At 62.2% G+C, this 13,855-nt stretch carries 13 protein-coding genes and 1 pseudogene; 2 read left to right on the top strand and 12 right to left on the bottom strand.

The window, feature by feature from the left end; all coding sequences use genetic code 11:
• Positions 1-27: 27 nt before the first annotated feature.
• Positions 28-477, bottom strand: a complete 450-nt coding sequence (locus NKJ11_RS00855) for a DUF302 domain-containing protein (protein ID WP_023811395.1) — start codon at positions 475-477, stop codon at positions 28-30.
• Positions 470-1,009, bottom strand: coding sequence for a carboxymuconolactone decarboxylase family protein (locus NKJ11_RS00860; RefSeq protein ID WP_023811394.1), 540 nt, complete (start codon positions 1,007-1,009; stop codon positions 470-472). The genes NKJ11_RS00855 and NKJ11_RS00860 overlap by 8 nt, the downstream gene beginning before the upstream one ends.
• A 116-nt stretch (positions 1,010-1,125) precedes the next feature.
• Between NKJ11_RS00860 and NKJ11_RS00865 the strand changes: the two genes are divergently transcribed.
• Positions 1,126-1,983 (top strand): LysR family transcriptional regulator, encoded by an 858-nt coding sequence (locus NKJ11_RS00865; protein ID WP_023811393.1) that lies wholly within the window; start codon positions 1,126-1,128, stop codon positions 1,981-1,983.
• 111 nt (positions 1,984-2,094) lie between these two features.
• Here NKJ11_RS00865 and NKJ11_RS00870 read toward each other — a convergent pair whose 3' ends face one another.
• Positions 2,095-2,655, bottom strand: a complete 561-nt coding sequence (locus tag NKJ11_RS00870; protein ID WP_023811392.1) for an SH3 domain-containing protein — start codon at positions 2,653-2,655, stop codon at positions 2,095-2,097.
• Between the two features lie 219 nt (positions 2,656-2,874).
• Between NKJ11_RS00870 and NKJ11_RS00875 the strand changes: the two genes are divergently transcribed.
• Positions 2,875-3,876, top strand: a complete 1,002-nt coding sequence (locus tag NKJ11_RS00875; protein ID WP_023811391.1) for a 2-hydroxyacid dehydrogenase — start codon at positions 2,875-2,877, stop codon at positions 3,874-3,876.
• A gap of 33 nt (positions 3,877-3,909) precedes the next feature.
• On the opposite strand, the pseudogene NKJ11_RS00880 reads toward NKJ11_RS00875, so the two are convergent.
• The 9 genes and pseudogenes from NKJ11_RS00880 to NKJ11_RS00920 all read right to left on the bottom strand — a co-directional run bounded on the left by NKJ11_RS00880 (position 3,910) and on the right by NKJ11_RS00920 (position 13,822).
• Positions 3,910-4,319, bottom strand: a pseudogene (locus tag NKJ11_RS00880) (GNAT family N-acetyltransferase).
• An 82-nt stretch (positions 4,320-4,401) separates the two neighbouring features.
• Positions 4,402-5,157, bottom strand: a complete 756-nt coding sequence (locus NKJ11_RS00885; RefSeq protein WP_352580075.1) for a molybdopterin-synthase adenylyltransferase MoeB — start codon at positions 5,155-5,157, stop codon at positions 4,402-4,404.
• 31 nt (positions 5,158-5,188) lie between these two features.
• Entirely contained in the window at positions 5,189-6,334 is a 1,146-nt protein-coding gene (gene recF / locus NKJ11_RS00890; RefSeq protein ID WP_352554691.1) for a DNA replication/repair protein RecF, read from the bottom strand.
• A gap of 183 nt (positions 6,335-6,517) precedes the next feature.
• Positions 6,518-7,636, bottom strand: coding sequence for a DNA polymerase III subunit beta (gene dnaN, locus NKJ11_RS00895; protein WP_023811387.1), 1,119 nt, complete (start codon positions 7,634-7,636; stop codon positions 6,518-6,520).
• A gap of 304 nt (positions 7,637-7,940) precedes the next feature.
• Positions 7,941-9,416: a chromosomal replication initiator protein DnaA gene (dnaA, locus tag NKJ11_RS00900; RefSeq protein WP_023811386.1), complete on the bottom strand. Its 1,476-nt coding sequence runs from the start codon at positions 9,414-9,416 to the stop codon at positions 7,941-7,943.
• Positions 9,417-10,340: 924 nt separating this feature from the next.
• Positions 10,341-10,607 carry a 30S ribosomal protein S20 gene (gene rpsT / locus NKJ11_RS00905; RefSeq protein WP_013533694.1) on the bottom strand — a complete coding sequence of 89 codons (267 nt, stop codon included), beginning with the start codon at positions 10,605-10,607 and terminating at the stop codon, positions 10,341-10,343.
• 182 nt (positions 10,608-10,789) lie between these two features.
• The gene (locus NKJ11_RS00910; RefSeq protein WP_023811385.1) at positions 10,790-11,563 is read right to left on the bottom strand and encodes an enoyl-CoA hydratase; all 774 of its coding nucleotides are present in this window, start codon (positions 11,561-11,563) and stop codon (positions 10,790-10,792) included.
• Positions 11,564-11,697: 134 nt separating this feature from the next.
• Positions 11,698-12,588 carry a bifunctional DNA-formamidopyrimidine glycosylase/DNA-(apurinic or apyrimidinic site) lyase gene (gene mutM / locus NKJ11_RS00915; RefSeq protein WP_023811384.1) on the bottom strand — a complete coding sequence of 297 codons (891 nt, stop codon included), beginning with the start codon at positions 12,586-12,588 and terminating at the stop codon, positions 11,698-11,700.
• Complete coding sequence (locus NKJ11_RS00920) at positions 12,581-13,822, bottom strand: phosphopentomutase (protein ID WP_023811383.1); 1,242 nt, start codon at positions 13,820-13,822, stop codon at positions 12,581-12,583. Before NKJ11_RS00920 ends, mutM begins: the two co-directional genes overlap by 8 nt.
• Between the last annotated feature and the right edge of the window lie 33 nt (positions 13,823-13,855).

Below are 13,855 nucleotides of genomic sequence, written 5' to 3' on the forward strand. Positions count from 1 at the left end.
CAGGCGGCCGGACCGCTCATGGCTCCGCTAGATATCGCCTCCCGACACCGGCATCGTGGAAACCGTCTCGAGCATTCGCTCCGTCGCGTCGAACAGTTCATGGGCGAGACCAAAAAGCCGGGGATATGGCGAGAACACCAAAATCGGGTTCAAGGCGCAGACCGTCACGCCGGCTGCTTGTTCGCTGACCACGAACTTGAACGGCGCTTCGGGCACGGCGCCAGGATCGGTCAGCAACAGGCGCGCCATGTATCGCGGGTGGAACCAAAGCAGTTGACGGAGCCGAATGGTGGAGATCCCGCCTTTCCTGAGCAGGGCCTGCGGATCGATCTCATGGATGATCCATAGCTCGGCAGCAGCGATGGCGTCGCGAAGCCGTTGCAGTGTCTCATCGAAACCATAGCTGGACGAAACGACGATCTGGTGACGCGGAATGGTCGCCATCGAACTCGGATCGAGGGTCACGAGGTCAGTCATTGAGAAGCACTGTCCGTGGAAAGTCGAGTTCTGGCTGGGCGAAGTGATTGAGGATGTTGGAATAGAAGTTGAGTGCGACATGCGCGATCACCTCTGCCAGTTCCTCGTCGTCGAGCCCCGCGGCCCTGGCGGCGCCGAATGCCTGGTCGGTGACGGCTCCGCGGCTACGCGCCACATCCGCAGCCAACGCCAGCGTGGCCGCCACTCTGGCATCGCTTGAATCGCCCCTGCGATTTAGCTCCAATTCCGTATCGGAGATGCCGATCTTGGATCCGCGAAATGCGTGGGCCGAAACGCAGTATTCGCAGCGGTTCACCTCAGCAGTTATCAGGGCGATCTGCTCGCGCAATTTCGAACTGAGACGGCCGCTCTGCAGCGACTCGCGAAATTGCAGATAACCTTTGAGAGCGACCGGAGAGTTGGCCAGGACGCGATAGAGGTTCGGGACGCGTCCGAGCTGGCGTCGCGTTTCCGCCAGAAGCTTGCCGGCTTCCGTGTCGGAATCTTCGTTTATTGGCGATAGGCGAGACATCTAATCATTCTCCTTCCGGGTCAGCCGGCAACCGCCGTGCTTCGTCGGAATCCATATGACTCGACGAGGAGCATTTGGAAATGTCATAGTAGCTGTCTCTATGATATGAGTACGAAATGAAGCATCTTGCCATCGAACAGCTTCGCAGCTTCGTGCTTGTTGCCGACTGCGAGAGCTTCACCACCGCGGCCGATCTTCTCGGGACCACCCAGTCGGCGATCAGCCTGCGGGTCCGCAAGCTCGAGCAAGCGATGGAGCGGCGTCTCCTGGCGCGGACGCCGCGCGCGGTTTCGCTGACGCCCGAAGGCGCGCGGTTCCTTGCTTCGGCGCGGCAGGTCCTCGAGGCTCATGACCGGGCCGTGGCTACATTCGATGCTGGCACGCAAACCACCACGCTCCGGGCGGCCATCGGCGATCACGCCGCCGGTGCGCTTCTGGAGTCGGCGTTTGGGCGTCTGAGCCAAGTCTTTCCGGAATTGCTGCTGGAAGTGTCGGTGGGTCTCTCAGCCGAGATGCAGGCCCGCTACGACGCAGGCAAGGCCGATTTTGCCGTCGTGCGCATGGATATCAGCCGGCGCCAGGGCATCCCGCTCTACCGAGACCAGCTTGTCTGGTGTGCAAGGTCGCCTGACGTCTGGCGGTCGTCTGCCGCGTTGCCGCTGTTGGCATTGCCCGGATCCTGCACCGTCCGACTGGCAGCGGAACGCGCGCTCGATGGCAGCAATACCGCCTGGCGCCTCGCCTTCACCGGCGGTTCGGTGACTGCGTTGCAATCGGCCGCCAGCGCGGGCTTGGGAGTGGCGGCGATCGGGCAGAGCCAGGTACCGGCCGATTGCGTGATACTGAACCGGTCGCATGGATTGCCGGATTTGCCAGCCAGCCGGATTACGCTCCTGACACGGTTGAGCAACCCGCTGAGAGGCGCAATCGCTGCCGCATTCGCAACGGACGCGAGCGATCGGCGGCGTGAATGACAATGCTGCAATTGAGTTTGATGAAGCGGAGGCGCAAGCACCTTGTTGCCGTATCCGTGATTGCCGGCCTATTTCTGATCCCGAGTTCTTCCGAGCCTCGCGATGAAGTTGTCAGTCCTTGACCCGTTCGCCGGGATAGGCGCCCCAGACAACCGACTGGGCAAGCCAGCCGGTGTGGCCGTCGAACGTCATTTCGCACCACTGGCCGTCGCAGGATTTGATCGTACCCATGACGCCAGGTTCAATCATCGCGACCACTCTTGCGTCCTTGTCGGGACTGTTGAGAAGGTCGATCTGGGCGCCCTTGCCGCGCTGCCATGGTGCGACGATTGCCGTGCGTCGGCCGGAAAGCAGCGACTGGTTGATCCAGCCTTCCGAACCATCGGCATCGCGCACGCGGCGCCATGTGTCGAATTCCTGGATGATCTCCATCGGCAGGCCGGCCTTCATATACATCCAGTCGACCGAGTAGTTGGCCCCGGGACCGACGCGCGAGTTGACGCGGCCGGATTTCAGGCTGACGAAGCGCGGCAGCGGCAGGCCGCTCGGACCAAGCGTGACGACGCCCTGGGCAGGTGCTGCGGCACTCTGCGCGCCCGCAAGCGGAGAATAAAGCAGAGCGCCGAGAAATGCTGCGCTGAGGGTCAGGCGAAGCGACGCGAAACCAGACACTTTCATTCCTTTCGGCGCTTGCCCATCGGCCTCGGCGCCCCTTTTTCTTTGTCTTCGGCGGCACCGCTTGTTACAGGGAGTAATCGGCACCGCGACCGGCTTTCAGTTTCGCCGGTCTTGGTTAAAGAGGTCTCAACGAGATCGGGTTAGAAGCAATTCCAGCAAAAGTGTGAAGCGGTTTTGCGTTCGGAATTGCGGCAAGTACTCGAGAGGGAAACAATGGCAGGCAAAAAGAAGCCTCTCGTCGTCATCACGCGAAAGCTGCCCGACCCCGTCGAGACCCGCATGCGCGAGTTGTTCGACGCAAGGCTGAATGTCGAGGACCGGCCGATGACGCAGCCGGAACTGGTCGCGGCGGTCAAGGAGGCCGACGTGCTGGTGCCGACGGTAACCGACCAGATCGACGCCGCACTGATCGCCCAGGCCGGCGACAACCTCAAACTGATCGCGAATTTTGGCAATGGCGTCGACAAGATCGATGTCGCGGCCGCGGCCAAGAGGGGCATCACCGTCACCAACACGCCGAATGTCCTGACCGAGGACACCGCCGACATGACCATGGCGCTGATGCTGGCGGTGCCGCGGCGGCTGGCGGAAGGCGCCAATGTGCTCACCGGTGACAAGAAATGGGCCGGCTGGTCGCCGACCTGGATGCTGGGCCGGCGCATCTGGGGCAAGCGGCTCGGCATTGTCGGCATGGGCCGCATCGGCACCGCCGTCGCCAGGCGGGCCAAGGCCTTCGGACTGTCGATCCATTATCACAATCGCCACCGCGTGCTGCCGGCCGTGGAAGACGGGTTGGAGGCGACCTATTGGGAAAGCCTCGACCAGATGCTGGCCCGCATGGATATCATCTCGGTCAACTGTCCCTCGACGCCGGCAACCTTCCATCTGCTTTCGGCGCGGCGGCTGGCGCTGCTGCAGCCGACTGCCTATGTCGTCAACACCGCACGTGGCGACATCATCGACGAGGAAGCGCTGGTCAAGCTGATCCAGGACGGCAAGATCGCCGGCGCCGGGCTCGATGTCTACGAGCATGAGCCGGCCTTGAACAGCAAGCTGCTGAAGCTCGCCGCCAAGAACAAGGTCGTGCTTTTGCCGCATATGGGCTCGGCGACGCTCGAGGGCCGCATCGACATGGGTGAAAAGGTCATCATCAATATCCGCGCCTTCGTTGACGGCCACCGCCCACCAGACCGCGTGCTGCCGCTCAGGACCTGACGCTGTCGCGGCCCACAAACCGTAAGATAAACCTTACGGGATAGCTTTGCGCATGGTGATCGAGGTCGGCCTGGCATAGCCCTCGTGCGCCGTCCGTTCAGTTCGCGAAAGCCGAGGCGAGCAAAGGCCGCATGATTCCCGGTCAGCTCGATCCGCGTCTGAAGCTCGATTGCCGCCTTGCCGCGGCTGCGGGCAAGGTCTTCGACCGCCTGCATCAGCCGCCGGCCAATGCCTTGTCCCTGGCAGTCCGGCGCGACCGCGAGCTTGCCGACATAGAACTCTGTCACCTTTTCAAGGGCAAAGACGCAGCCGACGATCCGATCGCCCTTGAGCGCGACGAAGCCGGTCTCCCACCGCGCCTTGTCCCGCAGAGTGTCGGTGGTCAAAAGGTGGGCCGAGGAGGGCGGGTCGATGACGCCGTCCATCGAGGCGAAAGCGCGCATGATCAATGCGAGCACATCGTCCCAGCGGTCGAAATCGGTCGGGATCCGCGTGATGGAGACAGCTTCGATCCGGTCCAAGAATTCAGCTTCTCTTGTAGCGGATGGTGTCGAAGCGCGCCGCCAGCCCATCATAGAGCAGCAGCCGGCCGACCAGCGGTTCGCCGACGCCGGTGATCAGCTTGATCGCCTCCATGGCCTGCAGCGTGCCGACGACACCGGCCAGCGCGCCAAGCACGCCGGCTTCGGCGCAGGACGGCACCAGGCCCGGCGGCGGCGCCTCGGGAAACAGATCGCGATAGCCTGGATTGGGTTTGCCGTCCTTGCCGTCTTCGAATGGCTTCAGCACCGTTACCGAACCATCGAAGCGTCCGACGGCGGCATGCACCAGCGGCTTGCCTTCGCTCGCGCAGGCATCGGCCACGGCATAGCGCGTTTCGAAATTGTCGGAACCGTCGACGACGATGTCATAGCGGGCGACGAGGGCGGGCGCATTGTCCTTGGTCAGCCGGATTGTGTGCGCTTCAACAATTGTGTTGGGATTGATGCGAGCGATTGCCGCCTTGGCGCTATCGGTTTTCAGCAGGCCGACAGTGTCGGTACCGTGAATGACCTGGCGCTGCAGATTGGACAGCGAAACGGTGTCGTCATCGACCACGCCTAGTGTGCCGACGCCGGCGGCGGCGAGATATTCAAGCACCGGCGCGCCCAGCCCGCCAGCGCCGATGACCAGCACCCGGGCCTGTTTCAGCCTTTGCTGGCCGGCTCCGCCGATCTCCGGTAGCACGATGTGGCGGGCATAGCGTTCGATCTCGTCTGCGGTCAGGGCGGCAGTGGTCATTGCCTGATCATACAGGGACTGAAAAACCTTGTCAGGGATCTTCGGTTGGCCCAACCGTCCCATGGTCGACAGTCAGGAATTGCGCGCGTCCCTGGAGACTGGAAAACAGCGCAGCATCGGTTCCTGTCATGAACGCCTGGCAGTTCAGTTCCTCCAGGATGGAAAACAGCGCCGTGCGGCGCCGGCTGTCGAGATGCGCGGCGATCTCGTCGAGCAGCAGGATCGGTGTCATGCCCGACATTTCGCCGGTCAGCCTTGCATGCGACAGCACGATGCCGACCAGCAGCGCCTTTTGCTCGCCTGTCGAGCAAAGCTCGGCCGGCATCGCCTTGGGGCGGTGCCGAACCATCAGGTCCGAACGATGCGGGCCATCGAGCGTGCGCCCGGCGGCGCGGTCGCGCTCACGGCCGTCGGCAAGCGTCCGGCGGAAGCGTTCCTCGACATCGACTGCCGGCGCGACGGCAATCTCGGCTTCCAGATCGCCCGAAAGGCCGATGTCGGCCTGCGGAAACGGTCCTGTGTCGGGCAGCCTGTCGATCATGGCGGCGAGAAGACGCACCATCTCGGCCCGCGCGGCGGCGATCGCCACACCGGTTTCGGCCATCTGCGTCTCGATAGCGTCGAACCAGCGGTCGTCTCGAGAGCCTTCAGTAAGCAAGCGGTTACGGCCACGCATCGCCTTCTCATAGTCGATCGCACGTTGCCCGTGGCCGGGATCGATCGCCAGCACCAGCCGGTCGAGAAAGCGCCGGCGATCCGCGGCCGGCCCGGTGAACAACGCGTCCATGGCCGGCGTCAGCCACACCACGCGCAGCCATTCCAGCATGTCCTCGGCCGAACGCGCCGGAGCTCCATTGATGCGCACCCGCCTGCCGCCTTCGCCGGCGGTGTCGCCGCCGGAAATGCCTGTTCCGATCTCGACTTGGCCGTCAGGTCCGTCGAGCCGGGCATGCAATGCAAAGCCGCCGTCGCCGCCCTCGCGTGCGACATCCGCGTAAGGGGCGCGGCGCAAGCCACGCCCTGGTGTCAAAAAGGAGATCGCTTCGAGGAGATTGGTCTTGCCGGCGCCGTTGTCGCCGGAAAAAACCACGGCACCTGGCGCCAGATCGATCGTCAGTGCCGCATAGTTGCGGAAATTAGTAAGTGTTAGCTTACTTATATGGTTCTGTCCCGGCAACCGCTATCCGCCTATAGAGCGCTCCATCGTTTCACAGAAACGCAGAACCGCTCTATCTCTTTGTTTTGACGCAATTCCGGACGGAAAACCGCTTCACACTTTTCCTGGAATTGCTCTAGGAGTTGCCGTAAATATCGCGCTTGCCGCCGTTCACAACAGGACCGAAGTGCTGACACCGCGCCGCTACACCCGCATCGGCATCAACACATAAAGCGCGGTCTCGTCGGCCATGTCGTGGATCAGTGTCGGCGAACCGGCATCCGCCAGCATGAACTTGGCCTCCGTGCCGGTCAGCTGCGCGGCAACGTCGAGCAGGTACTTGGCGTTGAAGCCGATCTCGATCGGATCGGATGAATAGTCGGCGGACAGTTCTTCGGTGGCGCTGCCTGAATCCGGATTGTTGACCGCAAGCGTCACCTGACCCTCGCTGATCGACAGCTTCACCGCGCGGCCGCGTTCGGAAGAGATGGTCGAGACACGATCGACGGCGGCGGCAAAGCTCTGGCGGTCGATGATCAGCTTCTTGTCGTTGCCGGTCGGAATGACCCGCTGATAGTCGGGGAAGGTGCCGTCGATCAGCTTCGAGGTCAAAACCACGCTGCCGATGGTGAAGCGGATTTTGGTGTCCGACAGTTCGGTGGTGACCGCGACATCCGGATCGTCGACGAGCTTCTGCAGCTCGCTCACCGTCTTGCGCGGAATGATGATGCCCGGCATGCCTTCGGAACCCGCTGGCGCATCGATCTCGGCGCGCGCCAGGCGGTGGCCGTCGGTCGCCACCGAGCGCAGCTTCAGCTTGCCGCCGACCTCATGCGTGTGCAGGTAGATGCCGTTCAGGTAATAGCGCGTCTCCTCGGTGGAGATGGCGAATTGGGTCTTCTCGATCAGGCCTTTCAGGGCAACCGAGTCGAGACGGAAGATATGCGAGAAGGATCCGGCCGAGAGCTCCGGGAAGTCGGATTGCGGCAGACACTGAAGGCGGAAGCTCGAGCGGCCAGACGTCACCGTCATGGCGTTGCCGTCCTCGTCCGTCTTCAGCATCACCTCGGCGCCATCGGCAAGCTTGCGCACGATGTCGTAGAGCAGATGTGCCGGGACTGTCGTCGCCCCGCCGCGCTCCACCTTGGCGGGCGTCGCTTCGGTCACCTCGAGGTCGAGATCGGTCGCCTTCATTTCAAGGCTGGCGCCTTCGGCGCTGAGCAGCACGTTGGACAGGATCGGTATGGTGTTTCGCCGCTCGACCACACGATGGACGTGGTTGAGCGACTTCAGGAGATTTGACCGTTCCAGGATAACACGCATGACGAAACAGGCTCGCTTGAATGAATGACGGGTCACCAGTGAGCGGCGTCCCGCGAAAGGTCTGAACAGGCTCAGAATCTGCGTAAACTGACAGGAAAAAACCAGCAAACGCAAGCCCGCGCCACCGGTTCAGGCCGGCTAGGCGGGCTTTCTGGGGATAACGCGCCCGAAGTCCGCGAGCCAGTGTCGTAAAACCGAAATCCAGATCGCTTCCAGGCGGCGCCACGAGCCCGATCCAGGCCCAGCGCCGCACTGGCAAGCCATTGAATTCCGGTATTGTTCTGGCTCTGCCATCCCCGGAGGATCAGGCCTGGTCGTTGATCAACCGCCTCAGAAGCTCAAGTTCCTGCGCCAGCGTGTTGTCGTTGCCGGAAAGGTCCTCGATCTTGCGCACGGCATGCAGCACCGTGGTGTGATCGCGGCCGCCGAAACGCCGTCCTATCTCAGGCAGCGAGCGCGGCGTCATCACCTTCGACAGGTACATGGCGACCTGCCGCGGCTTGACGATGGTGCGCGTGCGCCGGTTGGACAGCAATTCGGTCTTCGACACATTGTAGTGACGCGCCACGATGCGCTGGATGTCCTCAATACGGACACGCTTCGGCTCGCCGGTGCGATAGATGTGGCCGAGGATTTCGTCGATCCGGTCGATGGTGATCTGCGGCTCGAAGGATTGACGGAACAAAAGCTGATTGAAGGCGCCTTCCAGCTCGCGTCCGCTGCCGGTCACGGTGCGGGCGACGTGATTGAGGATCTCCTCCGAAATGTCGAGCGACGCGTCGTCGCTCCTGGCCGTGGCAAGGCGCAATTTGAGCATGCCGAGGCGCATGGCGAAATCGGGCGCCGACATTTCAAGCGCGACACCGCCATTGAGGCGCGAACGGACCCGCGGTTCGAGCGATTCCAGTTCCGATGGCGGCCGGTCGGCGGCGACGACGACCTGCTTGGCGCTGTCGAGCAGCATGTTGATGAGGTGGCAGAATTCGTGCTGGATCGACTTGCCCTGCAGAAACTGCATGTCGTCGATGATGAGCAGGTCGATGTCGCGCAGCTGTTCCTTGAGCGTCAGCGCGTTGTTGTCGCGGATCGCGGTGGCAAAGCGCCACATGAAATACTCGGCCGTGAGATAGACGACGCGCGACTTGGGGTTCTGCTTCAGCGATTCCGCGGCGATGGCCTGCAGCAAATGTGTCTTGCCGAGCCCGACGGTTGCGTGAAGGAAAAGCGGATTGAAGCGCACCGCGCTCGATTGCGATTCCGCCACTGCCTTGGCGGCGGCGAAGGCCACCCGGTTCGACGGTCCCTCGATGAAGGAGCCGAACGTGTAGCGCGGATCGAGCGGTGATCCCAAAACGTTGTGGCGGAATTCGCTCTCGATCGGTGTGCCCGGACGCGGAGCCGGTGCGCGCTCCACCCGGCTGGGGCTGACTGTGCCGGCGGCAAGCGCCGTCTGCGTCTGCCGTGTCACCTTGCTGCGTGCTGGCGTTACCTCTGGCTCGGCCTGGCTGCGTCCCTGACGGGTTGCCGTGCGCACGACGATGTCGATCTTGAGGAGATCGGGATCCTCCTGCTTCCACAACTCGGAGATGAGGTCGAGATAGTGGCCGTTGATCCATGAGCGCAGGAAGGCAGTAGGCACCGAGATGCGGACGATGCCCTTGGAAGCCTCGGCGACCTTCATGCGGCCAAACCAGCTCGAATAGACTTCGGTTCCCAGGCGCGCCTTCAACTGGGCTTTGACCCGGTCGAATTTCTGTTCCGCGTCGCTGGACACCGCCATGTCGTTTGCTCCGATCAAAGTTCCAGGAAATGGGAGGTCGCCCGTAAGCTCCCTTTCGATGCCGCTCTGCATGATCTTTTCCTTGTTCTTCCGTACCTGTTTCCACCGGGGATGCGCCTCCTGCATCCGGTTCCGGCGACCTAAGTCTTTGCTACGATGTCCGCTGCCGCCGCCGGCAGATGAACGTCGCCCATTATCTGCGGGAACCGGTGCCGGCCCATGGAAGCCAGTCCGCGTTGGGTATGTCAGGGCAATACAACACCGTCCGGCGAAAGGAGCGCCGGCGCGCCGTCTACCTGCCATGTCTAGTTACGCCAGTCCCCTACCGTATCGAAAAAGACAAACCAAACCCGTCCGCGGACTTGATCCGCGTTGCAAATCCCGCCAATTTAAGCTGGCCGATTCAGGCTTGGGTTAAGAGCCAGAGCCCGTCCCTTTCGATAGATCGACACTACCGAAATCGCTGTGGATAGGGCAAGGCCACGTCTAACGGATTTTTAAGGAATCTGGTTACTGGAGGCGGGTTCGAGTGGCGTGCCGTGACGGCACATTTTAACAAAGCCATTGTGATTCAAACCCTTTTCCGGCGAATATGAAAAACCGGACGCTGAGAGAAATATTCTGAAATAATTCGCTTGACAGCGACTTGTCCCCGATCGGGTCGGCCCGGTGTGGACAAGCTGTGGATCACCATCAGTAAGTGTCTGAAAATTATAAGCTATTTCTGACAGTTAAGAATCATTAAGCTGGCCCTTTTCAAGCATGCCGATCAACAGCAGGCATGCATATGCCGGCAAACTATTCCCAATTGTGAAATCCGCCTAAGACGCCGTTTCCGGACATTCTTTTTAAGTGCTTGCCGGCAAACGAAAAAACCCGGCACAAACGGCCGGGTTCGAAGAACGTCAGTCTAGGCAAGTAATGTCAGGCCGACAGTACCTTGACCCGCTGAGCCAGTCGCGACACCTTGCGGGACGCCGTGTTCTTGTGAATCACGCCCTTGGTCGCGGCGCGCATCAATTCCGGCTCCGCGATCTTGAAGGCAGCCTGTGCGGCAGCCTTGTCGCCGGAGGCAAGCGCCTCTTCGACCTGGCGGATATAGGTGCGGACGCGCGAGCGGCGGTTCTTGTTGATCGCTGCGCGGCGGACGATCTTGCGCGTTGCCTTTTTGGCCGAGGATGTATTGGCCATGATGCCTCTCTTCTGATCTGGTCGGCGCATGCGGAATGCCGCAGGGCGCAAAAAACAAACGGGCAGCCACGGGGCCGCCTCGGTTGGTGCGGCTTATAGTTCAGCTTTTCCGGCGCGTCAACGCTGCCCGGTCTTCTTTTTGGCGGCCAACAGCCATCTTCTTCGCGGCCAAGGGATTGGCGTCAGCGGTTGGTGAAATTCGGCTTCCGCTTCTCGGCAAAGGCCGCCATGCCTTCCTTCTGATCGTCCAGTGCAAACAGCGAGTGAAACAGCCGGCGCTCGAACCGCAATCCCTCGGCAAGCGTCGTCTCGAAGGCGCGGTTGACAGCCTCCTTCGCCATCATCACCGATGGTAGTGAGAAAGCGGCGATCTTGGCTGCGGCCTTCAGCGCCTCCTCGACAAGCTCGCCGGCAGGCACGACCCGCGACACCAGACCAGAACGCTCGGCCTCGGCGGCATCCATCATCCGCCCGGTCAGGCACATGTCCATCGCTTTCGACTTGCCGACGAAGCGGGTCAGCCTTTGTGACCCGCCCATGCCTGGAATGACGCCGAGGGTGATCTCGGGCTGGCCGAATTTGGCCGTGTCGGCGGCGATAATGAAATCGCACATCATCGCCAGCTCGCAGCCGCCGCCGAGTGCATAGCCCGCCACCGCCGCGATAATAGGCTTTCGCGCCCGCGTCAGTTCCTCCCAGCCGACGAAGAAGTCTTGAGCGTAGGCGTCCGCGTAGGAGATGGACTGCATCTCCTTGATATCGGCGCCGGCGGCGAAAGCCTTTTCGGAACCCGTGATGACCATGGCGCCGATATCTGGATCGGCGCTGAACCCGTTCACGGCTGCCACCACTTCGGTCAGAATCTGCGAATTCAGCGCGTTGAGCGCCTGCGGCCTGTTCAGCGTGATCAGCCCAACCTTGCCGTGCGTCTCGGTGATGATCGTCTCATAGGCCATGGCTGCTTCTCCTTGCTCACGCTCGTCTAGAGCGGTTCATCGTTTCACGGAAACGCAGAACCGCTCCCATCTCCTTGTCTCGACGCAATTCTCGACGGAAAACCGTTTCACACTTTTCCTGGAATTGCTCAAACTCACCGCTGACATGTCCGGCAATAAAAGGTCGATCGGCCGCTCTGCACGATCCGTTCGATGTGGCCGCCGCAGCCGGGCTTGGAGCAGGCCTCGCCTTCGCGGTCGTAGACGGCGAAGGCGTGCTGGAAATAGCCCAGCGACCCATCGGTCTGCATATAGTCCCGCAGTGAGGAGCCGCCGGCTGCGATCGCATCCGATATCACCGAACGAATGGCTTGCGCGAGGTGTTCGCTTTGGGCTTGGGCTTTCTTTCCGGGCCTGGCGATCGTGCCCGCCTCGCGCAGCGGCGACAGGCCGGCACGCCACAACGCCTCCGACACATAGATGTTGCCGAGCCCGGCGATCAGCCTCTGGTCGAGAAGCGCTGCCTTCAGTGGTGATCGCCGCCCCTTCATCAATGAGGCGAGCAGCGCACCGTCCAATGTGTTGCCCGTAGGCTCGACGCCAAGTCCAGCCAGCATCGGGTGAACGTCCGGCAGTCCCTCCGCAAACAACATGAAGCCGAAGCGGCGCGGATCATTGAAGATCACGCGGGACCGGGCACCGGTTGGAGACTCGACATGGAAGACGACGTGGTCGTGATTGGAGCTTTTCGAGCGGTCGTGCCGGAAGATGCCGGGCATGTCGCTGCCATCGGCCGTCTCGACGCGGAATGAGCCCGACATGCCGAGATGGCAGATTAGCACGGGCCCGCCTTCCAGGTCCATCGTCAGATACTTGGCCCGGCGGCCGAGTGCCGTGATCGTCTTGCCGGTCAGCCGCTGCGCGAATTTCTCGGGAAATGGAAAGCGCAGATCCGGTCGGCGCGCCTCGACGCGGGCGATGGTGGCGCCTTCCAGAACCGGCTGAAGTCCGCGCCGGACGGTTTCGACTTCCGGCAATTCAGGCATGACCGCCGATCGCCGTATAGAAAGAAGTGCCGTAGCGTCCGGGCGCCAGCCCGAGATGCTCGGCCAGGGTCTCGCCAATGTCGGCGAATGTCGTTCTCAGTCCGATGTCGCCGCCCTTGAGACCCGGTCCAGTGCCGATCACCGGAATGCGCTCGCGCGTGTGATCGGTCCCGCCCCAGGTCGGGTCGTTGCCGTGGTCGGCCGTCAGGATGAGAAGATCGCCCTGCCGCAGCCTCGCAAATGCTTCCGGCAGCCGCAGGTCGAAGGCCTCGAGCGCGGCAGCATAGCCTGCGACATCGCGGCGGTGACCGAATTCGGTGTCGAAGTCGACGAAATTGGCGAAGACGAGGTCACCGTCGCCGGCATCATCGATCGCACCCAGCGCCTCGTCGAACATCGCCATGTTGCCTGCCGCCTTGCGCACTTGCGAAATTCCGCGATGGGCGAAGATGTCGCCGATCTTGCCGACGGCGATGACACGGCTGCCACGCGCCGTCAGCCGGTCGAGCAGGGTCGGTTCCGGCGGAGGCACGGCGTAGTCATGACGGTTGTATGTCCGCTCGAAAGTGGCGGTGGTTTCGCCGACGAACGGCCGCGCGATCACCCGTCCAATCCTCAGCGGGTCAACCAGCCTGCGCACCACCTGGCAGAATTCATAAAGCCGGTCGAGGCCGAAATGGACTTCATGCGCGGCGATTTGCAGGACCGAGTCGACCGACGTGTAGCAGATCGGCTTGCCGGTCCGGATGTGCTCCTCACCGAAGCGCTCGATGATCTCGGTGCCCGGCGCATGGCAATTGCCGAGAATGCCCGGCACCTTGCCTTCACGGATGATCGCCTCGGTCAGTTCGGCCGGAAAGGCCGGAACCGTATCCGGGAAATAGCCCCAGTCGAGGCGCACCGGCAGGCCGGCGATTTCCCAATGGCCGGATGGCGTATCCTTGCCGCTCGAAACCTCCTGTGCGGCGCCGTGAAAGGCAGTTGGGAGCATATCCGCCCCGCTGTTGGCAAATCCCAGTCCCGTCGCGGTTTCGGCAGCCTTGCCAAGCCCGAGTGAGGCCATATGAGGGACAAACAGCGGTCCACTACGAGACCCTTCGCGATCCGCACGGCCCTCCGCACAGGCCTCTGCGATGTGCGCGAATGTGTTGGCGCCGGCGTCACCGTAGCGGTCGGCGTCGGCCGCGCCGCCGATGCCGAAGGAATCCAGGACGAAGAGGAAAGCGCGCGCCATCAAGTTGTTGCCAGTTTGACCGACCAGACATAG

This window comes from Mesorhizobium sp. M0243 (assembly GCF_040321775.1).
GTDB lineage: Bacteria > Pseudomonadota > Alphaproteobacteria > Rhizobiales > Rhizobiaceae > Mesorhizobium.

What these genes read in the sequence shown, in the direction of transcription:
- NKJ11_RS00910 (WP_023811385.1), bottom strand. Translation starts at nt 11,563, where the DNA reads ATGGCCTATGAGACGATCATCACCGAGACGCACGGCAAGGTTGGGCTG.
- mutM (WP_023811384.1), bottom strand. Translation starts at nt 12,588, where the DNA reads ATGCCTGAATTGCCGGAAGTCGAAACCGTCCGGCGCGGACTTCAGCCG.
- NKJ11_RS00865 (WP_023811393.1), top strand. Translation starts at nt 1,126, where the DNA reads ATGAAGCATCTTGCCATCGAACAGCTTCGCAGCTTCGTGCTTGTTGCC.
- NKJ11_RS00855 (WP_023811395.1), bottom strand. Translation starts at nt 477, where the DNA reads ATGACTGACCTCGTGACCCTCGATCCGAGTTCGATGGCGACCATTCCG.
- NKJ11_RS00885 (WP_352580075.1), bottom strand. Translation starts at nt 5,157, where the DNA reads ATGACCACTGCCGCCCTGACCGCAGACGAGATCGAACGCTATGCCCGC.
- dnaA (WP_023811386.1), bottom strand. Translation starts at nt 9,416, where the DNA reads ATGGCGGTGTCCAGCGACGCGGAACAGAAATTCGACCGGGTCAAAGCC.
- NKJ11_RS00920 (WP_023811383.1), bottom strand. Translation starts at nt 13,822, where the DNA reads ATGGCGCGCGCTTTCCTCTTCGTCCTGGATTCCTTCGGCATCGGCGGC.
- dnaN (WP_023811387.1), bottom strand. Translation starts at nt 7,636, where the DNA reads ATGCGTGTTATCCTGGAACGGTCAAATCTCCTGAAGTCGCTCAACCAC.
- rpsT (WP_013533694.1), bottom strand. Translation starts at nt 10,607, where the DNA reads ATGGCCAATACATCCTCGGCCAAAAAGGCAACGCGCAAGATCGTCCGC.
- NKJ11_RS00860 (WP_023811394.1), bottom strand. Translation starts at nt 1,009, where the DNA reads ATGTCTCGCCTATCGCCAATAAACGAAGATTCCGACACGGAAGCCGGC.
- NKJ11_RS00875 (WP_023811391.1), top strand. Translation starts at nt 2,875, where the DNA reads ATGGCAGGCAAAAAGAAGCCTCTCGTCGTCATCACGCGAAAGCTGCCC.